Source organism: Klebsiella indica (assembly GCF_005860775.1).
Taxonomy (GTDB): domain Bacteria; phylum Pseudomonadota; class Gammaproteobacteria; order Enterobacterales; family Enterobacteriaceae; genus Klebsiella; species Klebsiella indica.
Genome location: NZ_VCHQ01000001.1, coordinates 160287 through 184335, shown reverse-complemented (window position 1 = coordinate 184335; position 24049 = coordinate 160287). Strand labels below are relative to the sequence as shown.

Sequence of the window (24049 nt, the reverse complement as noted above, 5' to 3'; positions counted from 1 at the left end):
TTATGTCGCAAACTGCCACACTGATCCTGACCCATGGTCAGATTCATACTCTCGATCGTCAAAACCCACTGGCCGATGCGGTCGCCATCGCTGAGGGTAAAATTATCGCCGCCGGTAGCAACGATCGGATCATGAGTTTTGCCGGGGAGGGAACGCAAGTTATCGATCTCAAAGGTCATACGGTGATCCCAGGCCTGAATGATTCGCACCTGCATCTGATTCGCGGCGGGCTTAACTACAATCTGGAGCTGCGTTGGGAGGGGGTTCCCTCGCTGGCCGACGCGCTGCGGATGCTGAAAGATCAGGCCGATCGTACGCCATCGCCGCAGTGGGTTCGCGTGGTGGGCGGCTGGAGCGAATTTCAGTTTGCCGAACGGCGGATGCCGACCCTGGAGGAGCTTAACGAAGCGGCGCCGGATACCCCCGTTTTTGTCCTGCATCTTTACGATCGCGCATTGCTTAATCGCGCGGCGCTGAAGGCGGTGGGCTATACCAAAGCGACGCCCGATCCGGCGGGCGGCGAGATCGTCCGCGATGGTAATGGTAATCCAACCGGGATGCTGATCGCTAAGCCTAACGCGATGCTCCTCTACTCGGCGCTGGCGAAAGGCCCGAAGCTGCCGCTGGAATTTCAGATCAACTCAACCCGCCAGTTTATGCGCGAGCTGAATCGCCTGGGACTGACCAGCGCCATTGATGCCGGAGGCGGTTTCCAGAACTACCCGGAAGATTACGAGATAATCGAGCAACTCCACGCTAAAGCGCAGATGACCGTGCGCATCGCCTATAACCTGTTTACTCAGCGTCCGCAGCAGGAACTGGAAGACTTTGAGCGCTGGACCGATATGCTGAAGCCGGGGCAGGGAACCGACTTTTATCGCGCCAACGGCGCCGGAGAGATGCTGGTCTTCTCGGCAGCGGATTTCGAAGATTTTCTGCAGCCGCGTCCGGATCTGCCTGAGGGCATGGAAGATGAACTGGAGCGGGTGGTGCGCCATCTTGTCGAGCACCGCTGGCCGTTTCGCCTGCATGCCACCTACGATGAGTCTATCAGCCGGATGCTGGATGTGTTTGAAAAGGTGAACCGCGATATTCCGTTCAATGGTCTGCACTGGTTTTTCGATCATGCGGAGACGATCAGCGAACGCAATATTGAACGCGTCAGGGCGCTGGGCGGCGGTATTGCGGTGCAACACCGGATGGCTTTTCAGGGGGAATATTTTGTCGATCGTTACGGCAAAGAAGCGGTCAAACATACTCCTCCGGTGGCGAAAATGCTTGCGCTGGACGTTCCGGTGGGGCTGGGAACCGATGCCACCCGCGTGGCAAGCTACAATCCGTGGACCGCGCTCTACTGGCTGGTTTCCGGGCGTACCGTTGGCGGGATGGCGATGTACGACGACAGTAATCGCCTGCCGCGGGATGTGGCGCTGGAGTTGTGGACCGCGGGCAGCGCGTGGTTCTCCAGCGAGCAGGGTAAGAAAGGGCGTATCGCACCAGATCAGCTTGCTGATCTGGTCGTGCTGTCGAAGGACTATTTCCGCGTGCCGGAAGAGGAGATCAAGGGCATTGAGTCGGTGATGACGATTGTCGATGGTAACGTTGTTTATGCCGCTGGTCACTTTACACCGCTGGCGCCGCCGCCCATTCCGGTGCTGCCAGAATGGTCGCCTGTGGTGCAGGTGCCGGGTCATTACCGCTCAGCGCCGCCGGCAGCGGCGAAAATCGGCGCGATAGCCCAGATGCATCAGTGCTGTGGTAGCTGCGGGGTTCATGGGCATCGGCATGATATTGCGCGGAAATCGTTGATTCCGCTTGCGGATGCGCTGGCTTTCTGGGGCGTGCTGGGCTGCTCCTGCTTTGCGTTTTAGCGCGTAATAAACCCATCGCGGCGCGGTTCGATCCGGCTTCATCTGGCAGAGCGGGAGGCTCGCGATTACCTGTTCTGCCCTCTGGTCGCTGTTCTGGCGGCCAGTTCTGGATGCGTTCCTGTGTTCCCGCATGTTTTCCAGATGCGCCGCCCCCCTGTTTTGCAGAAAGGGGCCTGGTGGTAAAACCACGCGGTAAAAACAAAAAAGGCCCGCATTGCGAGCCTTTTCTCCATTCGAGCCGATTACAGGCTGGAAACGTTCTCGGTCAGGTACTTAGCGACGCCTTCCGGAGAGGCGTTCATACCTTCTTTGCCTTTTTCCCACTGTGCCGGGCAAACTTCGCCGTGCTCTTCGTGGAACTGCAGCGCGTCAACCATACGCAGCATTTCGTCGATGTTACGGCCCAGTGGCAGATCGTTAACCACCTGGTGGCGAACAACGCCGTTCGCGTCGATCAGGAAAGAGCCACGCAGCGCAACACCCGCTTCCGGATGCTCAATGCCGTAGGCTTTCTGAATTTCACGCTTAACATCAGCAACCATTGCGTATTTAACCGGACCGATGCCGCCTTTATCGACAGGAGTGTTACGCCATGCGTTGTGAACGAATTCGGAGTCAAAAGAAACGCCAACCACTTCTACGCCGCGCTTCTGGAATTCTTCGTAGCGTTTGTCAAAAGCGATCAGTTCAGACGGGCAAACGAAAGTGAAATCCATCGGCCAGAAGAACAGAACGGTGGCTTTACCGCTGGTGTGCTGTTTGAAGTTGAAGTTTTCAACAATTTCACCGCTACCCAGTACCGCAGCTGCTGTGAAATCCGGAGCCTGACGAGTCACCAGAACCATATGATTCTCCTGTTAATATTAAGGTTAATTGGAACGCAACGCGGGCAAGTATATGAAGAGCGCCGGTGAAACTCAATGTAACGCTGACAATTGATGAGATAGTTTTTGTCTATCGATGAGTGTTAAATGTTACCCGTTCAGAATAGTCTTTTTGGCAAAAAGCGCAATCAGAAAAGCATGGCGAATGAACCGGCAAGACGATGCCGCGCAATAATGTTCATTTATAGCTGACGCATTTTGGCCTGCGCCATCATCTGCGGATAGAAACGCCAGAACTGCTGTTCAAGCCGAACGTAGTGAGTATCCAGATCCTGCCACGAGTCGCTGAGTGCCGCGAGGCGCGGACGGCGACTGGCCATACCGTTTAGTACCCGCTGAATGAAATCCATATCCCGGTAGCGTTCAAGCCAGCGCTCTGACCAGAGGTATTCATTGAGATTAACAAAACGCGGCGGGGAGTCGGGCAGGATCTGCGCTACCTGGGTATGGGCGTAGCCGACAAACGCCGACAGCGGAAAGTCAGGAGAAAGTTGCGTCCAGTGACGTGACAGAAAATGATCCCACATGACGTCGAGCGTAATCGGCGCGACACGTCGGGTTTCGCGGCGAAACCACTCGCGCGCTTCGCGGACTTCCGGCAGGTTATCCGTCATGACATCAATGCGACGGTGCATCAGAATGCCATCCACGACCTCTGGCGGAAAGTGCGATTCCGGGTTTCCCCGGACAAAATCGGCCAGCAGATTGCCGGAAAGCGAGCTGTCAGCGAGATGGGCTAAATGTAAATGTGCAAGAAAATTCATAATACTCGCCATACTTCAAGTTGCAGGTGTGTTGACTTCTGAGTGACGCGTCTCATCCATGAGATTCGGCCCGTCGGCCTCCTCCTTACGAGGCTAGCGCGAGCGCGGTTCAAAACGGCAGGGCGTTTTGCCCTGCAACGCGAATCATTCAGAGTATTCTAACTCTGCGGCGGGGTAAAGGTTGCAGGGAGAACGCCCGGGCACTAGACTACCCGCCTCTTTATTAAGTCTGAGTTACCGTCATGCGCGTTGCTGATTTTTCCTTTGAATTACCCGAATCCCTGATTGCCCACTATCCCATGCCTGAGCGCAGTCGTTGCCGCTTGCTGTCATTAGATGGGCCGACGGGCGCGCTGACGCACGGTACTTTCACCGATTTACTCGACAAGCTCAATCCAGGCGATCTGCTGGTCTTTAACAATACCCGCGTGATCCCGGCCCGTCTGTTTGGCCGCAAAGCCAGCGGCGGTAAGATCGAGGTGCTGGTTGAACGCATGCTTGATGATAAACGTATTCTGGCACATATTCGCGCCTCTAAAGCGCCGAAACCCGGCGCGGAACTGCTGCTTGGCGATGATGAAAGTATTAAAGCCACCATGCTGGCGCGTCACGGCGCGCTGTTTGAAGTCGAATTCAACGACCCGCGTCCGGTACTGGATATTCTGAATGCTATCGGTCATATGCCGTTGCCGCCGTATATTGATCGCCCGGATGAAGACGCGGATCGCGAATTGTATCAGACCGTCTACAGCAGCAAACCCGGCGCCGTCGCCGCGCCGACCGCCGGTCTGCACTTTGACGAGCCGTTGCTGGCGGAACTGCGTGAAAAAGGCATTGAGACGGCGTTTGTCACGCTGCATGTGGGAGCCGGTACATTCCAGCCGGTGCGGGTTGACGCTATTGAAGACCACATTATGCACTCTGAATATGCGGAGGTGCCGCAGGAAGTGGTCGACGCGGTGCTGGCGGCAAAAGCCCGCGGCAACCGGGTTATTGCGGTAGGGACAACGTCAGTACGCTCACTTGAAAGCGCGGCGCAGGCGGCGAAAAATGATCTGATTGAGCCCTTCTTCGACGAGACGCAGATTTTTATCTATCCGGGCTATCAGTACAAAGTGATCGACGCGCTGGTGACTAACTTCCATCTGCCTGAATCGACGTTGATTATGCTGGTCTCGGCGTTTGCTGGTTATCAGCACACCATGAATGCCTATAAGGCTGCGGTAGAACAAAAATATCGTTTTTTTAGCTACGGGGACGCGATGTTTATCACGTACAATCCGCAGGCTATTTTTGAGCGTCCATAAGAAGGCGATCTTGCTTGCCATTTTGACGCCTTCAGGATTTATTCGCTATGGGATCATTCCGTAGCGAGTCGTTAAACGTCAGACTGTTTTTCTGACGCAGGAGCAATAATGAAATTTGAGTTAGATACCACTGATGGGCGCGCGCGTCGCGGCCGTCTTGTGTTTGAGCGAGGCGTCGTTGAAACGCCAGCATTTATGCCTGTTGGCACCTACGGTACCGTAAAAGGAATGACGCCGGAGGAAGTTGAAGCGACCGGGGCACAAATTATTCTCGGTAATACTTTCCATCTGTGGCTGCGTCCGGGTCAGGAGATCATGAAGCTACATGGCGATCTGCACGACTTTATGCAGTGGAAAGGACCGATCCTGACCGACTCAGGCGGTTTCCAGGTCTTCAGCCTGGGGGATATTCGTAAAATCACCGAGCAGGGCGTACACTTCCGCAATCCGATCAACGGCGATCCGATTTTTCTCGATCCGGAAAAATCGATGGAGATTCAGTACGATCTTGGATCGGACATCGTGATGATCTTCGACGAATGTACACCGTACCCGGCGGAATGGGACTATGCTAAGCGCTCGATGGAAATGTCTCTGCGCTGGGCGAAGCGCAGCCGCGACCGTTTTGACGGTCTGGGCAACAAAAACGCGCTGTTTGGCATTATTCAGGGCAGCGTTTACGAAGATTTACGCGATATCTCTGTTAAAGGTCTGGTAGAGATTGGCTTTGATGGCTACGCTGTCGGCGGTTTGGCTGTCGGCGAGCCGAAGGAAGATATGCACCGTATCCTGGAGCACGTCTGTCCGCAGATCCCGGCCGACAAACCGCGATACCTGATGGGCGTCGGTAAACCGGAAGATCTGGTTGAAGGGGTGCGCCGTGGGATCGATATGTTCGACTGCGTCATGCCGACGCGCAACGCGCGCAACGGCCACCTGTTCGTCACCGATGGCGTGGTGAAAATTCGTAACGCGAAGCATAAGAGCGATACTTCGCCGCTGGATGCAGAGTGCGATTGTTATACCTGTCGCAACTATTCACGCGCTTACTTGCATCATCTTGACCGTTGCAACGAAATATTGGGCGCGCGACTCAATACCATTCATAACCTGCGTTATTATCAGCGCTTAATGGCTGGTTTACGCAAGGCTATCGAAGAGGGTAAATTAGAGAGCTTCGTGACCGATTTTTACCAACGTCAGGGGCGAACTGTTCCACCTTTAAACGTTGACTAATTTTAATAATGAGGGAATTTCAATGAGCTTTTTTATTTCTGATGCGGTAGCGGCAACTGGCGGCGCGGCGCAGGGCAGCCCGATGTCTCTGATTCTGATGCTGGTGGTGTTTGGTCTGATTTTTTACTTCATGATCCTGCGTCCACAACAGAAACGCACCAAGGAACATAAAAACCTGATGAACTCCATCGCCAAGGGGGATGAAGTGTTGACCAACGGTGGTCTGGTTGGTCGCGTTACTAAAGTTGCTGAAAGCGGATACATCGCTATCGCGCTGAACGATACCACCGAAGTGGTTATCAAACGTGACTTCGTAGCTGCCGTTCTGCCGAAAGGCACAATGAAGGCGCTGTAATTATTCATTTTCCCTAAGGGAACTGCCGTGTTAAACCGTTATCCTTTGTGGAAGTACGTCATGCTGGTCGTCGTTATTGTCGTCGGCTTAGTCTATGCGCTTCCCAACCTGTATGGTGAGGATCCGGCTGTTCAAATCACTGGCGCGCGCGGCGTCGCCGCCAGTGAGCAAACGCTGATCCAGGTCCAGAAAACACTACAAGAAGAAAAAATTACCGCGAAGTCTGTGGCACTGGAAGAGGGCGCAATTCTCGCGCGCTTCGACACCACCGATATCCAGCTGCGCGCGCGCGAAGCGCTAATGGGCGCGCTGGGTGACAAATACGTCGTGGCGCTTAACCTTGCTCCGGCAACGCCACGCTGGCTGGCGGCCCTGTACGCCGAGCCGATGAAGCTGGGTCTTGACCTGCGGGGCGGCGTGCACTTCCTGATGGAAGTCGACATGGATACCGCGCTGAGTAAACTGCAGGAGCAGAATATCGACAGCCTGCGCAGCGAGCTGCGTGATAAAGGCATTCCTTACACCACCGTGCGTAAAGCCGATAACTACGGCCTGACCATCGCTTTTCGCGACAGCGCGGCACGCGACCAGGCTATCTCTTACCTTAGCCCGCGTCACCGCGATCTGGTTATTTCCTCCCAGGGCAGTACCGGTCTGAAGGCCGTGATGACCGATGATCGCCTGAAAGAAGCCCGCGAATATGCCGTTCAGCAGAACATCAATATCCTGCGTAACCGTGTAAACCAACTGGGCGTTGCCGAACCGCTGGTTCAGCGTCAGGGGTCTGACCGTATTGTGGTTGAGCTGCCGGGTATCCAGGATACCGCGCGCGCGAAAGAGATTTTGGGCGCAACCGCGACGCTGGAATTCCGTCTGGTTAACACCAACGTTGACAGCGCCGCAGCCGCTGCAGGCCGCGTTCCGGGCGACTCGGAAGTGAAATATACTCGTGAAGGCCAGCCGGTTGTGCTGTATAAGCGGGTGATCCTCACTGGTGACCATATCACCGACTCGACGTCGAGCATGGATGAGTTCAACCAGCCGCAGGTTAATATCTCTCTCGATAGCGCTGGCGGCAACATCATGTCTAACTTCACCAAGGACAACATCGGTAAACCGATGGCGACCCTGTTTGTGGAGTATAAAGACAGCGGTAAGAAAGATGCCAGCGGTCGTGCGATTCTGGCAAAAGAGGAAGAGGTGATTAACATCGCCAACATCCAGTCTCGCCTGGGGAATAGCTTCCGTATTACCGGCATCAGCAATGCCACCGAAGCGCGTCAGCTCTCGCTGCTGCTGCGTGCGGGCGCATTGATTGCGCCGATTCAGATTGTTGAAGAGCGTACCATTGGCCCAACTCTGGGTATGCAGAACATCAAGCAGGGCCTGGAGGCTTGTCTGGCCGGTCTGGTGGTCTCTATTCTGTTTATGATTTTCTTCTACAAGAAGTTCGGCCTGATTGCGACTTCGGCGCTGATTGCAAACCTGGTGCTGATTGTCGGCATTATGTCCCTGATTCCGGGGGCGACGCTGACCATGCCGGGGATTGCGGGGATCGTGTTAACCCTTGCGGTGGCGGTTGACGCCAACGTTCTGATTAACGAGCGTATTAAAGAAGAGCTGAGTAACGGGCGTACCGTGCAGCAGGCGATTGACGAAGGTTATCGCGGCGCGTTCAGTTCCATCTTTGACGCCAACATCACCACGCTGATTAAAGTCATCATCCTGTACGCAGTCGGTACCGGCGCCATTAAAGGGTTTGCGATTACCACCGGTATCGGTATTGCGACCTCAATGTTTACCGCTATCGTCGGCACCCGTGCCATCGTGAACCTGCTGTACGGCGGCAAGCGCGTTAAAAAGCTGTCTATCTGAGGAGTGCGTTGTGGCACAGGAATATACTGTTGAACAATTGAACCACGGCCGTAAAGTCTGGGACTTTATGCGCTGGGACTACTGGGCCTTCGGCATTTCGGGTTTTTTGCTGATTCTGTCCATCATTATCATGGGCGTGCGCGGGTTTAACTGGGGGCTTGATTTCACCGGTGGTACGGTGATTGAAATTACCCTCGAAAAACCTGTCGATATGGACCAGGTGCGCGCGTCGCTGCAGAAGGCGGGCTTTGAAGAGCCGCAGTTGCAAAACTTCGGCAGCAGTCGCGATATTATGGTGCGTATGCCGCCGGTACATGAAGCCAAAGGTAGCCAGGAGCTGGGCAGCAAAGTCGTACAGGTGATTAACGACTCAACCAGCCAGAACGCAACGGTTAAACGCATTGAGTTTGTGGGGCCGAGCGTCGGAGCAGATCTTGCTCAGACCGGCGCCCTGGCGCTGATCGCCGCGCTGGTATGCATCCTGATTTACGTCGGTTTCCGCTTTGAATGGCGTCTGGCTGCCGGGGTGGTTATCGCGCTGGCGCACGACGTGGTGATTACGATGGGCGTACTGTCGCTACTGCATGTTGAGATTGACCTGACTATCGTGGCATCGTTGATGTCGGTTATCGGTTACTCGCTTAATGACAGTATCGTGGTATCTGACCGTATTCGTGAAAACTTCCGTAAGATTCGCCGCGGTACGCCGTACGAAATCTTTAACGTGTCGTTAACACAGACGCTGCACCGTACCTTGATCACATCCGGGACCACTTTGATGGTTATCCTGATGCTGTATCTCTTTGGCGGTCCGATTCTGCAGGGCTTCTCGCTGACCATGTTGATCGGCGTCTCTATCGGTACGGCTTCTTCTATTTACGTGGCGTCCGCGCTGGCGCTGAAGCTGGGCATGAAGCGCGAGCATATGCTGCAGCAGAAAGTGGAGAAAGAAGGGGCGGATCAGCCGTCTATTCTGCCTTAATTACGCGTTCACGTTATCACTGGGATCCCGGCCATCTGGCCGGGATTTTTTATTATAGCAGCACGCAACTTTTGAATATCTCACCGGCTTTATCCGGCGCTATGGCCGCGCGTTGTCACTCGTCGTGATTACATACAGCAGCAATTGGGCATTCGTTTGCCGGATGAAGTTCTGCCTTTTTCAAATACGCCTGGCTACTTACGTCCGTGGCTGCTGGATCACACCCGGGCGCGGGTTTGCGTATAAACTCCTGACAGTACGCTGTCAGTAGCCCTGTCGTATATTCCTCCTGAACTCACTCACTAAGGCAGGAGGATGTATGAAGAGCGTCATTAACTGGTTTGAGATCCCCGTAACGGATATGGCACGCGCTATCGCGTTTTATGAGCCGGTGATGCAAGTATCATTTCGCCGTGAAAAAATGGACTGCACCGACCTGGCCGTATTCCCCTATGACGAACCGGCAACCGGCGGTGCGCTGGCAAAATTTGATGGCATTACACCCTCCGCACAGGGCGCTATTATTTACCTGCATACTGCGGATCTGGCGGCCACGCTTGCGCGCGTCGCGATCGCGGGCGGAGAGTGCGTTTTTGGGCCCGTTGATTTGGGGCAGGATATTGGCACTATCGCGCTGTTTACCGACAGTGAAGGGAACCGCGTTGGCCTGCATCAACCCGTATAGTCATCGCTAAATATCGAGAGCTAAAATGACCCGACGCGCCGACCGTTTATTCCAGATTGTGCAGATCCTGCGTGGCAGAAGGCTGACGACGGCGGCGCTGTTGGCCGAGCGGCTTGAGGTTTCCGAGCGGACTATCTATCGCGATATCCGTGACCTCTCTGTATCTGGCGTCCCCGTAGAAGGCGAGGCGGGCAGTGGTTATCGCTTAATGGCCGGGTTTGACCTGCCGCCGCTGATGTTAACTCATCGCGAATCAGAAGCGCTGATGGTCGCCATTCGCTTACTGAAAACCTGGGGAGGGGATTCGCTCTCCCGCGATCTGGAGTCCGCGCAGGAAAAGGTACTGGCAATTCTGCCGGAGGAGAGTCGGCGCAGGGCTGAACAGACGCGGATCTTTGCGCCGGATTTTGGGACTCAGCTTCATTCACGCAGCGCGTTTGATCTCATCCATCGTGCCGTTTCCGCACAGCAGGTGCTGGCGCTGCATTATCGTGATGAAGCCGGGCATCTTTCCTGGCGTGACGTACAGCCGCTGGGGATGTTTTTCTGGGGAGAGCACTGGCTTCTGGTGGCCTGGTGTGAGCGAAGAGCTGATTATCGCTGTTTTCGCGTAGATCGCTGTTTGCAGATCACCCCGCTCGACAGGCGGTTTCGTGAGTGCGCTGAGCGTTCGTTAAGCGATTTTTTACGTAAAGTACGCCGTGAAAACAGGCCATAAAAATCCAGCGGTGAACGCTAGCTTCTGCATCCTCCACGGGCAATGGCGCGCGCAGAGTGTTAAACTTCCCCCTATAACCCTACCTTTAACGCAGATACAGAGTCATTATGGCGATTATCCCTAAGAACTATACCCGGCTGGAAAACGGCTATCGTGAAAAGGCGCTCAAATTATTCCCGTGGGTATGCGGGCGATGCTCTCGCGAATTTGTTTACTCCAACCTGCGCGAGCTGACGGTCCATCATATCGATCACGACCACACCAATAACCCGGAAGACGGCAGTAACTGGGAACTGCTATGCCTGTATTGTCACGATCATGAGCATTCGAAATATACCGAAGCGGATCAGTATGGATCGACCGTGATTGCCGGGGAGGACGCGCAGAAAGATGTCGGCGTCGCGACGCATAATCCCTTCGCTAATTTGAAAGCGATGATGGATAAAAAGAAATAACAAAGCGCTGGTGAGTTGCGGGTCGTAGGGAAATACGTTAAGCGCTGCCTCCGGTATATCGATTGATACTCATCTGCTTCAGGTTGCTTGTGCGTTGCTTTGTTACCCGGTCATCGATAAACCCTGCCCTTACGGACTGTCGCTATGCGGCGGTCAAATCTGTTTCCGACAGATTTCTCCTCCCAGTCACATAGCTATCTATGTTGCCGGAGATTGACTCTCTTGTCGCATGATTCGGCCAACGGCCTCACGCCTTCGCGGCCAGCACAGGTGCTGTTCAAATCAGTCCTGCAACTCGAATTACTGTGGGCATGAATAGATCAAAGCGGCTTTATCTGTATTGCAAATTATAATCATTATCGATATTATTCTGCGCTTCTTGCAGGATGCACGATATCACTTTGATAAAAATAATGTGTTGTAATAAATAATTCGTGAACCGTCAGGAAGGTGCGGCCAAAAGGAGTAGGCGCGGTAACGCTGGGTTCGTCGACAGGAAGACGACATTTGATGACCAAATCCATAGCTGGCTTATCTTTTTCCCTTGCAACGAATCGCGATACACCACGCGTGTCCTGGGGGAAAACGAGTACGGTGCTCGCACTCTCTGTTGCACTTCATGCATTATTGCTGGTGCTCTTTCTTGGTGATAAAAGTCATAAGTTCCCCCCACGCGATCGGGCCGGTAGCACAGGCAATGTCTTTTCCGTCGTTGCGATAAGCCCCCCATCGTTGCCGGACTCTTCAGCAGAAACGGCGCAGCCGATCGTCGTTGAGTCGACAGTGAAAGCGGTTGTCGCGGAAAAGGCGGAAGTTCTCGTTCCGCAAAAGAAAACGACTCCAACGCGCACGGTAAAAACGAAAGCCATTCAACCGCGTCCGCTCCCTCGCACCAGGGCCGAAGAGAACCGAATAAAGCCTGTTACGACGCAAAGCCGCACCGTTTGGCCTTCCCGTACTCCGGGGCCGACATTGGAAATGTCAACAACGGCTCAGGAAGGGCGTAGCGGCAATGCGCTAAAAACGGGTGAAAGCATCATCAATGATGCCGCAAAAGGCTCAGGGAATACCCGCAATAGCGCATTCCATATTTTAAACCGACGCGTGAATTACCCGACCAGGGCGCGTTCTATGGGGATCGAAGGTCGGGTTAAAGTGCAATACGACGTCAGCTCGTCAGGAACTATAAAGAATATACGTATTCTTGCCGAGGATCCGCCGGATGTATTTAGCGGTAATTTACGCCGGGATATGTTGCGCTGGCGCTATGACACCACTGGCGAACTTAAAGACCAGATTGTCACCGTTATTTTTAAGATTGATGGGCGTATTCAACTGATTAATTAATTTTTTACTCTGGGGAAACTGATGAATAACGTAAGGTGTATTTTTATACCTCTTAGCATTATGGCTATGCCAGTGCTGGCGGAGAATAATGTTGAAGATACTCAAAATAATATAACAGAGCTGTCGGAGCAATCCAACGATACTATTACCGTGCGTTCGGCACCAACCAGTCAATCGATGGGGACGCAGATTATTAATGCCGATCAAATAGGGAAATATCCTACCGGTAATGGCACTATTAGCGAACTGCTGGAGCATAACCCGAACGTACGTTTCGCTAATGATAATAATAGCAGTCTTAATCCTGGGGAAATTGCGCCGGAGAATGTTTCGTTTCACGGTGAAAAGTTCTACAACAACAACTTTATGATTGATGGCTTGTCAAATAACAATACAATCAATCCCGGTAATAAAAACGGCAGTTTGACTACCGACCCGGATGGCTATAGCCCGACAGATCTGCCTTCTGGCGGAACCCAGTCCTTTTGGATTAACTCAGAGCTGGTCGATCAGCTACAGGTTTTTGATAGCAATGTCGCCGCGAAGTATGGCGATTTTACCGGCGGTGTAGTGGATGCCCGCCTGAAAGATCCGTCTCTGGATCGAGCAGCCGGAAAAATATCCTGGCGTACGACCCGGGACAGTTGGACGCGTTACCATATCGATGAAGCAAAACAAGAAAGTTTTGTCGCTGCCAGCCAGTTTTATTATCAACCCAAATTCACCAAGAATTTCTATTCTGTAACCGTTAATCAGCCGTTGAATGACAATGCCGGCTTTGTATTTGCCTACAATCGGCAGGAGTCGGTTATTCCGACATATCAATCAACGATGGATACGTGGGTCAATCAAAAACGGCTTGCGGAAACTTATCTGTTAAAAGGAACCTGGTTTGCGGATAATGGCGATATCCTGCGCCTTACCGGAATGTATTCCCCGCATAAAAGTACTTACTATAAATCCGATGTTAAAGAAGGCGGTTTCTCCAATAATGGCGGGGGGTATCGCGGAAATATAGAGTGGGAACACTATGCGCCGTGGGGGAAAATTACCAGTTTAGCGGGCTACCAGTTTGAGCAAAATAAAATTGAACAAGAGTCCAATAATCTCCGCACATGGTATCGCTATAACACCTCGCAAAACTTCGAATCACAGGCGATTACCTGGGGCTCCGGCGAAGCTAACGCCAACTTCCAGCGCGGGATTATTGGTGGTTACGGAACATTTGGTACTGATAAAGCCACAACAACCTTCAAGCAGGACGCAGAGTTCACTCCATTTGAGGCATTAGGGGTTACCCACCAACTGGATGCTGGCTGGCAGACTGATTTCTATCAGGCGCGCTATCGTCGTTTTAGTGATGTAGCCGTTGGCGCAGGTGTGGCGACAATTGACACCACCGTATCATGCCAGTCCGGGGACGATTTCTGTATCGATGGCGAGCAGTATTTTAAACGTAGAACCCTGTACCCGACGCGTACCGTAGAAGGCAGCTATACCAATTATGCCGCCTACCTGCAGGACAGCATGATTTATAAGCGCCTTGAACTGACCCCCGGCGTGCGTTTGCAGTATGACGATTACCTCAAAAACCTCACGATTGCGCCGCGTTTTGCCGGGTCTCTTGATGTCTTTGGCGACAAGCATACCCGTATATTTGGTGGCGCAAACCGTTATTACGGCCAGAATTTACTGACTTATAAATTGCGTACAGGTATTAGCGCCAATATTGCGCAAACCCGTACCGACGCGAACAGCCCGTGGGTTGGCGACACCGTCAAGTACAGCTCTTACGATTACGACGTTTCAGACCTGAAAACCCCCTATAGCGATGAGCTCTCGTTAGGTCTGTCGCAGCGCGTTCTCGATACTGTCTGGACAGTTAAATGGGTCAATCGTAAAGGCCGCGACCAGTTTGGGCGAGATAAATCCGTTAATGATGAAGGCCGTAAGGTCTATGTACTCAGTAATAATGCCAAAACGGAAGGCAATACCTGGTCATTAAGCGCGCAGCCGATTGGCCCTTATCACTTTGCTATGGCTGACGTATCGTGGGAATTGGGGGCCAGTATCGTAAAAAATAAATCCAGCTCGCAGGCTTATTACGATCAGAGCAGCACCGATGACAATATGGTCATCTTCAACGGCAAGTTGCTGGAAAAGGGCGATATGGATGCCCTGGACTTTAATACGCCGTGGAGCGCTTTCGCTAATATTAATACCTATTTCCCGGCCCTGAATCTGAACTGGAGCCAGAATATTAAGTATACAGCTGGTTATCGGGGCTATACCACCTCAACCGTCACCTGCCCGGGAAGCCATAGTGCCTGTGGTAACTACGAAGGCTCTGCCACCTTGTACGAAAAAACAAAATACAGCGATTATTTTACTTACGACTGGCGTTTTACGTGGACTCAACCAACGTTCAACGATCAATCGCTTGAGTTAACGCTGGATGTATTAAACGTGCTGGATAACGTGATCGAAGCAAGCCAGACCTCCTCCAGCGGTTCGACGCAAGTGTTGACCTATAAAACCGGCCGCCAGTTCTGGTTCGGTATGGCCTATAGCTGGTAAAGCCGGGCATTTCTCCCGCAAGGCCGCGTTTTACACGTCGTCCGCTTAATCGGCGGCGGCATGAAGCAATGAAAGGATAATAATAATGCGTAAACGCCTCTATGGCTGTTTTCTTGCGCTGCTGGTCATGGTTGCGAGTCAACCAGCGATCGGTGATGAAATAAGCGTTCCCCTTCCTGTCGTGACGGAAGGCAGGCTCGCTAATGGCCTGCGCTATACCATCATCCCGCTACACGCGGAAAAAGGGCGTATCGATGTGCGTATGAATGTCGATGCTGGCTCGCTGGATGAAACTGACCAGCAGTCCGGGGTTGCGCATATGGTGGAGCATATGGTGTTTCGCGCCACGGATGACTGGCCGAAAGGTGTGGCCTCAAGACTGGAAGAGCAGGGCTGGCGGCGTGGCTCGCATTACAATGCCGTCACCAGCTATGAGCGTACCCAGTTTATGATGAGTCCGCCGGATGGTGCAAAAGGCCTGGATATTACGCTGCGTGCCCTGTTGCAGATGGCCGCGCATGCGCGTATTAGCCAGCAAGATCTTGATGATGAGCGTAAAGTCATTCTGGAAGAATGGCGCGGTAAACTCGGCGTCGCCAGTCGGATGAATGCGCAGCGTATTGCTGCTCTGCGAGAAGGGTCACGTTACCCGACACGTAGCAGCATCGGTAATATCGCATCAATAGAGCAGACGCCGGCCACCGTGCTGATGGATTTTTACCGCCGCTGGTATCATCCGGGCAACATGCGTTTGTTAATTATTGGCGATATTAATCCGCAAAATGTACAAGCGCAGATTCAGCGCTATTTTGCCCCGTTGCCCGCGCTCCCTGTTCCGACGCGGAACGATGCATATTATAACCAGCAGCTGCAAGCACAACTGCGCGTAGTGCGGCTACAGGACAGCGAAAGCGGCGGCAGTCAGGTATCCTGGGTTAACCGTTTCGCGGAGCCGAAATTGAACGGTCAGGAGGGATTCCGCCAGCGCCTGATTGAACAAATCGCGCTGACCGCACTAACTCGCCAGCTTAAACGTCAGCGTAGCGAGCTGCCGTCCGTTGTGGGCAATGTCGTTGCCCGTAAAGCCGATATCGGTCGTAGTACCTACGCCTTCGGCTTATTTGCTGACGTGATGCCCGGGGAATATACGCAGGGGCTGGAGACGGTCATACGAGAACGGCAACGGCTAATACAGTTTGGTCTGGATGAAAGAGACATTAATTCGGTCAAGGCAGATATCCGGCAAGCCGCTTTGCGTATGCGCGATACCCCGGAAAGTCGCCCGTTCTCCGGATGGGTTAATGAACTGGCGATTGCCTGGCAGAACGACAGGCCCTATATCGGAGCACAAATGCGTGGCAAAAATGCGCTGCTATTGCTGGACGATATTCATCTGCAAGAGGTGAACGCCCGTCTCCGGAGTTGGCTACAGGCTATGGATCAACTGGTACAGTTTAGCATTCCCGGTAAAGCATCATTCACTCCCCCGACTTCAGCGGCCATTGCTGATCGCGAGTCCGATATTGCCAGACAAAAGCTATTGCCGACAAAATGGCTCGATGGCGCACAATTACCGCCTTTGCCGCAACGTGACACCGCGGGTCAACGCCTGACGGTGAAAAACTGGCCTAAAGAGAATGTACAGGAGTGGTCGCTGAGTAATGGCGATCGCGTAATCTGGCTGCGTACACCCCAGATGAAAAATAAAATCTGGTTTCGAGCGGAGAGTCAGGCCGGTTATCTTGGAGAGGGGCTGGAGCCGTGGCGTGCGCAGCTGGCGTCACAATTAATGGGGTACGCCGCGCCGTCGGGATGGCGTGACGATGATTACTTACGCTGGAAGCAGCAGCATGGTCTGAGGTTCAATATCAACCAGCAGGCAGACGCCCTGGAGGTGAGCGCTACGGTTGAACGTGAGGAGCTGGATAATCTGTTCCATGTTTATCAACTCCTGCATACCGATGGTCATATTGATTCCGAATCAATGAAAAATAGCGTCATGGCTCTGGCTCGCCGTCAGGTGGTGCAGAAAGATTCGTTGTCTTCACAACGTGCGGCGCAAAGCGCCATCCTGCGTTTTGGTAAGACAGATTTTGAGCAACCGACTACGGCTCAACTGGCGGAACTAACGGTAGAGAGTCTCGCTGCTGAATGGAAAAAAATCAGCGCGGCACCGGTGACTTTTTTCATCATGGCGGATATACCGGAAGCGCAGTTGAAACCGGTAGTTGAACGCTATCTGGCCGGGATCGCTCGTGGTGAGCCCCTCTTTGCCTCATCGTACCAACAGTCCGCGGGCCATCGCGAAAAGCGTAGCGCACTTAATATTGAACCAAAGGCTGACGTTCAGTTGTGGAGCTTTAACCCGCAAGCATGGAGCCCGGAACGCGCAGTGCAGGTAAGCGTTGCCCGTAACCTTATTACGCAGCAATTGAAAATGGCGCTGCGTGATGATGCGCGCGGCGTATATAACCTGATGTTTAACGGCGAGCTTAATGATAAAACCGCACGGGTTGAGAGCGAGCTACGTTTCAGCAGTGCACCGGAGCGGGCGACAGAACTGGCGCAACGCGCCCGGAAGACGCTTCGCGATGCCGCCGCGCGGATAACACAACATGATATTGACGAGCAGAAAATACGCTTTAATCGTGCGGAAAATAACCGCAAAGGCGAGGTGTCAGATCTTCAACGCCGTCTGATATTGAGCTACCGCCACTATAACAATCCGGGGTATCTCTCTCGCCTTAATGGGCTAGATAATGCGATTACCCTTGCAGGCGTACGCGAGATGGCTACCCGTCTGTATAGCTCAAATAATCTGGTGATCTACACCGTTGTACCGCAAGGAAAAGCGCAATGAAGAAGAAACTGGCAGCTGTCTGGCAACTGAGCCGTACATTCTGGGGGAGCAAACAGAGCTGGAAATCCTGGGGACTGCTGGCGCTGATTATTGGCTTGGGTGGCTCAATCGTCTGGTTGAACGTGCTGATTAATAACTGGAGTAAATCGTTCTATGATGCGCTGGGCGAGTTCAATGGCACGCTGCTCTATGATCTGGTTAAGCAATACTGCATTTTTATCCTGATCTATATCGGGGTCTTTGTGTATCAGGATTGGTTTACCCGTTTGCTGATTATTCGTTGGCGACAATCTCTGACCGCAGAACTGGTGGAAAGCTGGCTGGCTAAGCAGGCATTTTATCGTATGGCGCTTTCCGGGCGTGTTGATAACCCCGATCAGCGTATCGCGGAAGATGTTAATTATTTTGTCGATAAAACGATCAGTCTGTCAGTGTCGTTTATTATCACCAGCGCGCAGTTGGGTTCTTTTGTCTGGATCTTGTGGCAACTTTCCGGCGCCCAGACATTTACGCTGTTTGGTGAGGAATGGGTGATCAAAGGTTATCTGGTATGGGTTGCGGTGATTTACACTCTTGTAGGTAGCCTTGTTACCCACCTGATCGGCAAAAAACTGCACGGTCTTAACTACCAAAAGCAGCGGGCAGAAGCAGATTTTCGTGCCGCCCTGCTGCGTAAACATGATAACGCCGAGCAGATCGCCCTCTATCAGGGAGAAAACTGGGAAATGCAGCATCTTCAGCGCGCTTTCCGGGCTATTGCGAACAACTGGCGCGCGTTGATGAATAGTGAGCGTAACCTCGGCTTTTTTACCACGGGTTATACTCGCGTCAGCCTTATCATCCCGGTATTTGCCGCCTTGCCGCTGTTTATGGCAAAAACCATTACGCTTGGCGGCCTGATGCAGGTGCGCTCCGCGTTTGGCCAGGTTCATGGCGCGCTGAGTTGGTTTATTCGCGTGTATATCGCACTGGTTGAACTTTCTGCGAGTATTGAGCGTCTGACGCAGTTTCGCCAGGCGATCGCCGAGTGTCAGAATAACCATCACGACACTCCTGACGCTGATACCACTGCGGTGGATAATCTTGTCTTATCGACACCCCAGGGTATGCCTCTGCTGTCAGGACTGAATTTCCAGTTTCCGGCGGGTAGCTGGAGTAAACTTTCCGGGCGCAGTGGGTTAGGGAAATCGACGCTACTACGTACGCTGACGGGAGTCTGGCCCTGGTTCGATGGACGCTGGCAGCGCCAGCGCGGCAAAAGTCTGTTGTTGCCGCAAAAAAGCTACGTTGGTTACGGTACGCTGCGTGAGATAGTCTGTTATCCCGGACAGCCGGATGCCGACAGCGAACGTGTAATTGAGTTGCTGCAGAGTGTTGGGTTAAATGAATGGGTGGGCGACCTTGATCACCCCCTGAACTGGGAACAAATTCTTTCGGCGGGGCAGAAACAGCGGCTGGCGTTCGCTCGTGCGTTGCGCATTGGTCCAAACGTGCTTTGGTTAGATGAAGCGACCAGCAGCCTTGATGCGCCATCTGCTCAGGAGATGTTAACGTTGATTAAGACCCGATTGCCAGGCTGTACGGTGATTGCGGTGTCGCATCAGAGTGAAATTAACCATCACTTTTCTCGACAAATCGATCTTGAACGTTTCACACCATCATCACTGTGCTGAGTTTGCTATCCCCGGCATTTATGCCGGGGAAAATCAGAATTGATCAGAAGTTATAACCGACGACCAGGTAACCAGCCCAGCCGGTAGACTTAACCGTTTCGGATTGCCATACCGGTTGAGCGTCGTTTTCCCACTGTCCGCCGTTATGGAAATAACGCGCTACGATGGAGTAGTGCCAGTGATCGTAGTTCAGCGCCAGGATGTGGCTTGAGGCGATGGAGTTGCTGGTACGGTACTGAGAGTCGCCCAGATCGGAGCCCCAGTCAAAGTTAGTGAAGCCGATGTAGCTCAGGTTACCGCCCCACAGGTCGGTCAGCGGCACAAAGTATTTCACTTTGAAACGATAGCCATCCCACTCGTTTTCGTTATCAGCCAGGTAGTTCTGCCACTGATATTTCGCATAGACGTTCAGGGAGAGGCTCATCGGCAGGCCAGTGTCGATATCGGTACCCAGACCCATATACCAGGTGCTCTGACGACCAGACTTATTGCGGCCCATATCATAGATGTAGTTGTTGGCGAAATACCACTCTTTGAACGGGCCAAAGCTCAGGTCTGTTCCGGTCAGTTTGTCGATAGAGAAACGCGGCTCAATTTCCATAAACAGGGGAGAACCGTGGTTCCAGATCCCCTTCGCATTGGTGTTACCGCCGAAGAATACCGGGGCATCCATATAGCCGTAGAAATCGAACCAGTCTTTCTTCGCAAACGCCTCATATTCCAGGTAGGTATCGTTACGCAGCTGCGGCCCGAAACGGGTATGGTAGCTCCCCACCACGTTTACGCTTTGATGCCACCAGTCAGACAGATATTGCGGTTTGTCGTTTTCTGCCGCGCTGGCGGAGAAAGATGCGGAAAGGGCCAGAGTTGCGCCAGCTGCCAGTAATGTTTTTTTCATATTGATGCCACTGTTTAAATTAAGCCTGAAGGCGTTACAAGAATCGCCGAAGCGTTTCTGAATATTTCATATTTCTGTGGTGTATATTATATGAATCATTGCTCACAAAAATATGTGTTTTTTCATATGGTGAAGACATAAGCAATCGATTGCGTTCACATTTTTATGCATTGATTGACGAAATGCCATTAAAATTCATAAGAATTGTCAATTTCTAATGAACCTATCAGGAAATTTGTGAATGGATTCGTAAGGCGGGAAAGCGCCGGCGGTTTGTGACCGCCGGCGAAACAAGGTTACTGCATCTCTGTGGGCTGGATATCGTGGATACGGACAAAGCCGAGTTGCTCCGGGGAGACGCCGTTCAGACACAGCGGAATATTGATATCGCTCGGCGCCAGAATGCTGGCTGGCGCGTTAATGAGCTGATTTTGTACGTTGACTTCCTGATAGCTGTCGGTTGTACCGCGGATCTGCCCGAAGGCGACCGTTGCGCTAAAAGCGGGTAGCGGATCGTTGGATTCTCCCTGGATGCGCAGGGTCAGTCGGGTACTGTCGCCCTCCGGAGTGATGTTGAGCAGCGACATACGCAGGGTGCCAATCTGAGTTTTGAGCCGGGCAGGCGTTTTCGCTCCCGGCAGCAGGTAAACGCCGCTGCTTGATTTCGCATTCAGGGCGTTTTGCTGCGTGATTTCTATCGTTTGCTGATTTAGCTGGCTCATCTCTTTGCTCAGCGTACTCACGCTCTGGTTCATCTGGTGGATTTCGCTTTGCTGTGCGCAGGCGCTGAGGGTGAAAAGGCTGCCCATGAGGGCCAGTTTTAAATAACGTCTTGTCATCGTTGGGATTCCGTTAACAGAGGATGATTAATGGTAGTCTGTCCGGATAGCGCACCATAGATCCTTTATCTCAAAAGCTCTTTCTTTGTTGTCGGGTCACTTCGCGGTAAACTACCCGCCAGTTTAACTACATGTCAGGACGCGCTATGCACTGCCCTTTCTGTTTCGCCGTAGATACCAAAGTTATCGACTCTCGTCTGGTGGGCGAGGGCTCTTCCGTGCGCCGTCGTCGCCAGTGTCTGGTCTGTAATGAACGCTTTACGACGTTTGAGGTGGCGGAACTGGTGATGCCTCGGGTGGTAAAAAGCAACGATGTGCGTGAACCCTTTAATGAGGACAAACTGCGCAGCGGGATGCAAAAAGCGCTGGAGAAGCGCCCGGTCAGCGCCGATGACGTGGAAATGGCGATAAACCACATTAAAACCCACCTGCGCGGCACCGGCGAGCGCGAAGTGCCGAGCAAAATGATCGGCAATCTGGTGATGGAGCAACTGAAAAAGCTCGATAAAGTCGCCTATATCCGTTTTGCTTCCGTCTATCGTAGTTTCGAAGATATTAAAGAGTTCGGCGAAGAGATCGCCCGTCTACAGGATTAAGCCATGCAGGACGAAATGTACATGGCGCGCGCGCTTAAGCTTGCTGCGCGCGGCCGCTTCACCACGCATCCCAACCCGAATGTCGGCTGCGTGATCGTCAAAGACGGCGAGATTGTCGGCGAGGGTTTTCACTATCGCGCTGGCGAACCGCACGCGGAAGTTCATGCGCTGCGCATGGCGGGCGAAAAAGCAAAAGGGGCGACGGCTTACGTCACGCTGGAACCCTGTAGTCATCACGGGCGGACGCCGCCGTGCTGCGAAGCACTGATTGTGGCGGGCGTGGCCCGGGTGGTCGCCGCGATGCAGGACCCGAATCCGCAGGTCGCGGGGCGCGGTTTATACCGTCTGCAGCAGGAAGGCGTTGACGTCAGCCACGGGCTGATGATGAACGAGGCCGAAGCGCTGAATAAAGGCTTTCTGAAGCGGATGCGCACGGGATTCCCGTATGTCCAGCTTAAAATGGGCGCGTCGCTGGATGGCCGCACGGCGATGGCCAGCGGCGAGAGCCAGTGGATAACGTCACCGCAGGCGCGACGCGACGTGCAGCGTCTGCGCGCGCAAAGCCACGCCATCCTCACCAGCGGCGCCACGGTGCTGGCGGACGATCCGGCGCTCACGGTGCGCTGGCAGGAACTGGATGCCGATACCCAGGCGTTGTATCCGCAGGAAGACCTGCGCCAGCCTTTACGGATCGTCATCGACAGCCAGAATCGCGTGACGCCGCAGCATCGTATTGTGCAGCAGGCAGGCGAAACGCTGTTTGCCCGTACCCGCGAAGATGAACGCCAGTGGCCGGAGAACGTGCGTAGCCTGCTGGTGCCGGCGCATAACGGCCATCTTGACCTGGTTTCGCTGATGATGCTGCTGGGGAAACAGCAGATTAACTCGATTTGGGTCGAGGCCGGACCAGCGCTCGCCGGCGCGCTGTTACAGGCCGGGGTGGTGGATGAGCTTATCGTCTATATTGCGCCTAAACTGTTAGGCAACGACGCGCGGGGATTGTGCGTATTGCCGGGGCTTGAGAAACTTAGCCAGGCGCCCCATTTCAAATTCAACGAGATACGTCATGTAGGCCCGGATATTTGCCTGCATTTAGTGAATGCCTGATTTCCCCGGTCAAAAGGGAAAGCAGTGTGCCGATTATTGTGATAGAATCCGCCCCCCTTGCGGGGCCAAATGAACCCGAAGGAAGAGTATGAACATTATTGAAGCTAACGTTGCTACCCCGGACGCTCGCGTCGCCATCACCATTGCGCGTTTCAACAACTTTATCAATGACAGCCTGCTGGAGGGTGCGATTGACGCCCTGAAACGCATTGGTCAGGTAAAAGATGAAAACATTACCGTTGTTTGGGTGCCCGGCGCGTATGAGCTGCCGCTGGCGGCTGGCGCGCTGGCAAAAACCGGTAAATATGACGCGGTGATTGCGCTGGGTACCGTTATTCGGGGCGGCACTGCGCACTTTGAATATGTGGCTGGCGGAGCAAGCAATGGCCTGGCGCACGTCGCTCAGGATAGCGGCATTCCGGTAGCCTTCGGTGTTCTGACCACTGAAAGTATTGAACAAGCCATCGAACGTGCTGGTACCAAAGCCGGTAACAAAGGCGCTGAAGCCGCGCTGACCGCGCTGGAAATGATTAACGTATTGAAAGCCATTAAGGCCTGATTTTTGTAAGGGGAATTCCGTGAAACCTGCTGCTCGTCGCCGCGCTCGTGAGTGTGCTGTCCAGGCGCTTTACTCCTGGCAGTTGTCCCAGAACGACATCGCTGATGTCGAATACCAGTTCCTGGCGGAACAGGATGTGAAAGATGTGGACATTCTGTATTTCCGTGAGCTGCTGTCCGGAGTGGCGACTAACAGCGCATATCTCGACGGCCTGATGAAGCCGTACCTGTCTCGTCTGCTGGACGAGCTGGGTCAGGTGGAAAAGGCAGTGCTGCGTATCGCGCTGTTTGAACTGGCAAAGCGCAGCGATGTACCGTACAAAGTTGCGATTAACGAAGCCATCGAGCTGGCAAAAACCTTTGGCGCTGAAGATAGCCACAAGTTTGTCAACGGCGTGCTGGACAAAGCAGCCCCGGTAATTCGTCCCAACAAAAAGTAAACGCCAGGGCCGGTTTTGCAGA

The 24049-nt window shown here is 53.3% G+C and carries 21 protein-coding genes; 17 read left to right on the top strand and 4 right to left on the bottom strand.

The window, feature by feature from the left end; translation table 11 throughout:
* The first annotated feature begins 2 nt into the window (after positions 1 to 2).
* Entirely contained in the window at positions 3 to 1871 is a 1869-nt protein-coding gene (locus tag FE839_RS00875) for an amidohydrolase (RefSeq protein WP_138358182.1), read from the top strand.
* Positions 1872 to 2113: 242 nt separating this feature from the next.
* Here the strand turns inward: FE839_RS00875 and FE839_RS00870 are convergent, their stop codons facing one another.
* Positions 2114 to 2716, bottom strand: a complete 603-nt coding sequence (locus FE839_RS00870; protein ID WP_138358180.1) for a peroxiredoxin — start codon at positions 2714 to 2716, stop codon at positions 2114 to 2116.
* 221 nt (positions 2717 to 2937) lie between these two features.
* Complete coding sequence (gene acpH / locus FE839_RS00865; protein WP_138358178.1) at positions 2938 to 3519, bottom strand: ACP phosphodiesterase; 582 nt, start codon at positions 3517 to 3519, stop codon at positions 2938 to 2940.
* 242 nt (positions 3520 to 3761) lie between these two features.
* Between acpH and queA the strand changes: the two genes are divergently transcribed.
* The 12 genes from queA (at position 3762) to FE839_RS00800 (ending at position 19589) form a co-directional block, all read left to right on the top strand.
* On the top strand, positions 3762 to 4826 hold the full coding sequence (queA, locus tag FE839_RS00860; RefSeq protein ID WP_138358176.1) for a tRNA preQ1(34) S-adenosylmethionine ribosyltransferase-isomerase QueA: 1065 nt from the start codon (positions 3762 to 3764) through the stop codon (positions 4824 to 4826).
* Between the two features lie 108 nt (positions 4827 to 4934).
* Positions 4935 to 6062 (top strand): tRNA guanosine(34) transglycosylase Tgt, encoded by a 1128-nt coding sequence (gene tgt / locus FE839_RS00855; RefSeq protein ID WP_138358174.1) that lies wholly within the window; start codon positions 4935 to 4937, stop codon positions 6060 to 6062.
* A 22-nt stretch (positions 6063 to 6084) separates the two neighbouring features.
* Positions 6085 to 6417, top strand: a complete 333-nt coding sequence (gene yajC / locus FE839_RS00850; protein WP_004099423.1) for a preprotein translocase subunit YajC — start codon at positions 6085 to 6087, stop codon at positions 6415 to 6417.
* A gap of 27 nt (positions 6418 to 6444) precedes the next feature.
* Positions 6445 to 8292, top strand: coding sequence for a protein translocase subunit SecD (gene secD / locus FE839_RS00845; RefSeq protein ID WP_138358171.1), 1848 nt, complete (start codon positions 6445 to 6447; stop codon positions 8290 to 8292).
* Between the two features lie 10 nt (positions 8293 to 8302).
* Positions 8303 to 9274: a protein translocase subunit SecF gene (gene secF, locus FE839_RS00840; protein WP_138358169.1), complete on the top strand. Its 972-nt coding sequence runs from the start codon at positions 8303 to 8305 to the stop codon at positions 9272 to 9274.
* 319 nt (positions 9275 to 9593) lie between these two features.
* Entirely contained in the window at positions 9594 to 9959 is a 366-nt protein-coding gene (locus tag FE839_RS00830) for a VOC family protein (protein ID WP_138358167.1), read from the top strand.
* 25 nt (positions 9960 to 9984) lie between these two features.
* Positions 9985 to 10677 (top strand): helix-turn-helix transcriptional regulator, encoded by a 693-nt coding sequence (locus FE839_RS00825; protein ID WP_138358165.1) that lies wholly within the window; start codon positions 9985 to 9987, stop codon positions 10675 to 10677.
* Between the two features lie 107 nt (positions 10678 to 10784).
* Complete coding sequence (yajD, locus tag FE839_RS00820; protein ID WP_138358163.1) at positions 10785 to 11132, top strand: HNH nuclease YajD; 348 nt, start codon at positions 10785 to 10787, stop codon at positions 11130 to 11132.
* A gap of 510 nt (positions 11133 to 11642) precedes the next feature.
* Positions 11643 to 12479 carry a TonB family protein gene (locus FE839_RS00815; RefSeq protein ID WP_138358161.1) on the top strand — a complete coding sequence of 279 codons (837 nt, stop codon included), beginning with the start codon at positions 11643 to 11645 and terminating at the stop codon, positions 12477 to 12479.
* A gap of 21 nt (positions 12480 to 12500) precedes the next feature.
* Positions 12501 to 15056, top strand: coding sequence for a TonB-dependent receptor (locus FE839_RS00810; RefSeq protein ID WP_138358159.1), 2556 nt, complete (start codon positions 12501 to 12503; stop codon positions 15054 to 15056).
* An 85-nt stretch (positions 15057 to 15141) separates the two neighbouring features.
* A complete protein-coding gene (locus FE839_RS00805; protein WP_241675600.1) occupies positions 15142 to 17916 on the top strand; it encodes a M16 family metallopeptidase in 2775 nt (924 codons plus the stop codon).
* Positions 17913 to 19589 carry an ABC transporter ATP-binding protein/permease gene (locus tag FE839_RS00800; protein ID WP_138358155.1) on the top strand — a complete coding sequence of 559 codons (1677 nt, stop codon included), beginning with the start codon at positions 17913 to 17915 and terminating at the stop codon, positions 19587 to 19589. Before FE839_RS00805 ends, FE839_RS00800 begins: the two co-directional genes overlap by 4 nt.
* Before the next feature lie 43 nt (positions 19590 to 19632).
* Here the strand turns inward: FE839_RS00800 and FE839_RS00795 are convergent, their stop codons facing one another.
* Positions 19633 to 20487, bottom strand: a complete 855-nt coding sequence (locus tag FE839_RS00795) for a nucleoside-specific channel-forming protein Tsx (protein ID WP_138358153.1) — start codon at positions 20485 to 20487, stop codon at positions 19633 to 19635.
* Between the two features lie 296 nt (positions 20488 to 20783).
* The gene (locus FE839_RS00790) at positions 20784 to 21326 is read right to left on the bottom strand and encodes a SadB/YajI family lipoprotein (RefSeq protein ID WP_138358151.1); all 543 of its coding nucleotides are present in this window, start codon (positions 21324 to 21326) and stop codon (positions 20784 to 20786) included.
* 146 nt (positions 21327 to 21472) lie between these two features.
* On the opposite strand from FE839_RS00790, the gene nrdR reads away from it, so the two are divergent.
* The 4 genes from nrdR to nusB all read left to right on the top strand — a co-directional run bounded on the left by nrdR (position 21473) and on the right by nusB (position 24027).
* A complete protein-coding gene (gene nrdR, locus FE839_RS00785; RefSeq protein WP_138358149.1) occupies positions 21473 to 21922 on the top strand; it encodes a transcriptional regulator NrdR in 450 nt (149 codons plus the stop codon).
* A 3-nt stretch (positions 21923 to 21925) separates the two neighbouring features.
* Positions 21926 to 23029, top strand: a complete 1104-nt coding sequence (ribD, locus tag FE839_RS00780) for a bifunctional diaminohydroxyphosphoribosylaminopyrimidine deaminase/5-amino-6-(5-phosphoribosylamino)uracil reductase RibD (RefSeq protein WP_138358147.1) — start codon at positions 21926 to 21928, stop codon at positions 23027 to 23029.
* An 88-nt stretch (positions 23030 to 23117) separates the two neighbouring features.
* Positions 23118 to 23588: a 6,7-dimethyl-8-ribityllumazine synthase gene (ribH, locus tag FE839_RS00775; protein WP_045440500.1), complete on the top strand. Its 471-nt coding sequence runs from the start codon at positions 23118 to 23120 to the stop codon at positions 23586 to 23588.
* Between the two features lie 19 nt (positions 23589 to 23607).
* Positions 23608 to 24027, top strand: coding sequence for a transcription antitermination factor NusB (gene nusB, locus FE839_RS00770; protein WP_138358145.1), 420 nt, complete (start codon positions 23608 to 23610; stop codon positions 24025 to 24027).
* The last annotated feature ends 22 nt before the right edge of the window (positions 24028 to 24049 follow it).

What these genes read in the sequence shown, in the direction of transcription:
- FE839_RS00875 (WP_138358182.1), top strand. Translation starts at nt 3, where the DNA reads ATGTCGCAAACTGCCACACTGATCCTGACCCATGGTCAGATTCATACT.
- FE839_RS00870 (WP_138358180.1), bottom strand. Translation starts at nt 2,716, where the DNA reads ATGGTTCTGGTGACTCGTCAGGCTCCGGATTTCACAGCAGCTGCGGTA.
- acpH (WP_138358178.1), bottom strand. Translation starts at nt 3,519, where the DNA reads ATGAATTTTCTTGCACATTTACATTTAGCCCATCTCGCTGACAGCTCG.
- queA (WP_138358176.1), top strand. Translation starts at nt 3,762, where the DNA reads ATGCGCGTTGCTGATTTTTCCTTTGAATTACCCGAATCCCTGATTGCC.
- tgt (WP_138358174.1), top strand. Translation starts at nt 4,935, where the DNA reads ATGAAATTTGAGTTAGATACCACTGATGGGCGCGCGCGTCGCGGCCGT.
- yajC (WP_004099423.1), top strand. Translation starts at nt 6,085, where the DNA reads ATGAGCTTTTTTATTTCTGATGCGGTAGCGGCAACTGGCGGCGCGGCG.
- FE839_RS00830 (WP_138358167.1), top strand. Translation starts at nt 9,594, where the DNA reads ATGAAGAGCGTCATTAACTGGTTTGAGATCCCCGTAACGGATATGGCA.
- FE839_RS00825 (WP_138358165.1), top strand. Translation starts at nt 9,985, where the DNA reads ATGACCCGACGCGCCGACCGTTTATTCCAGATTGTGCAGATCCTGCGT.
- yajD (WP_138358163.1), top strand. Translation starts at nt 10,785, where the DNA reads ATGGCGATTATCCCTAAGAACTATACCCGGCTGGAAAACGGCTATCGT.
- FE839_RS00815 (WP_138358161.1), top strand. Translation starts at nt 11,643, where the DNA reads ATGACCAAATCCATAGCTGGCTTATCTTTTTCCCTTGCAACGAATCGC.
- FE839_RS00810 (WP_138358159.1), top strand. Translation starts at nt 12,501, where the DNA reads ATGAATAACGTAAGGTGTATTTTTATACCTCTTAGCATTATGGCTATG.
- FE839_RS00805 (WP_241675600.1), top strand. Translation starts at nt 15,142, where the DNA reads ATGCGTAAACGCCTCTATGGCTGTTTTCTTGCGCTGCTGGTCATGGTT.
- FE839_RS00800 (WP_138358155.1), top strand. Translation starts at nt 17,913, where the DNA reads ATGAAGAAGAAACTGGCAGCTGTCTGGCAACTGAGCCGTACATTCTGG.
- FE839_RS00795 (WP_138358153.1), bottom strand. Translation starts at nt 20,487, where the DNA reads ATGAAAAAAACATTACTGGCAGCTGGCGCAACTCTGGCCCTTTCCGCA.
- FE839_RS00790 (WP_138358151.1), bottom strand. Translation starts at nt 21,326, where the DNA reads ATGACAAGACGTTATTTAAAACTGGCCCTCATGGGCAGCCTTTTCACC.
- nrdR (WP_138358149.1), top strand. Translation starts at nt 21,473, where the DNA reads ATGCACTGCCCTTTCTGTTTCGCCGTAGATACCAAAGTTATCGACTCT.
- ribD (WP_138358147.1), top strand. Translation starts at nt 21,926, where the DNA reads ATGCAGGACGAAATGTACATGGCGCGCGCGCTTAAGCTTGCTGCGCGC.
- ribH (WP_045440500.1), top strand. Translation starts at nt 23,118, where the DNA reads ATGAACATTATTGAAGCTAACGTTGCTACCCCGGACGCTCGCGTCGCC.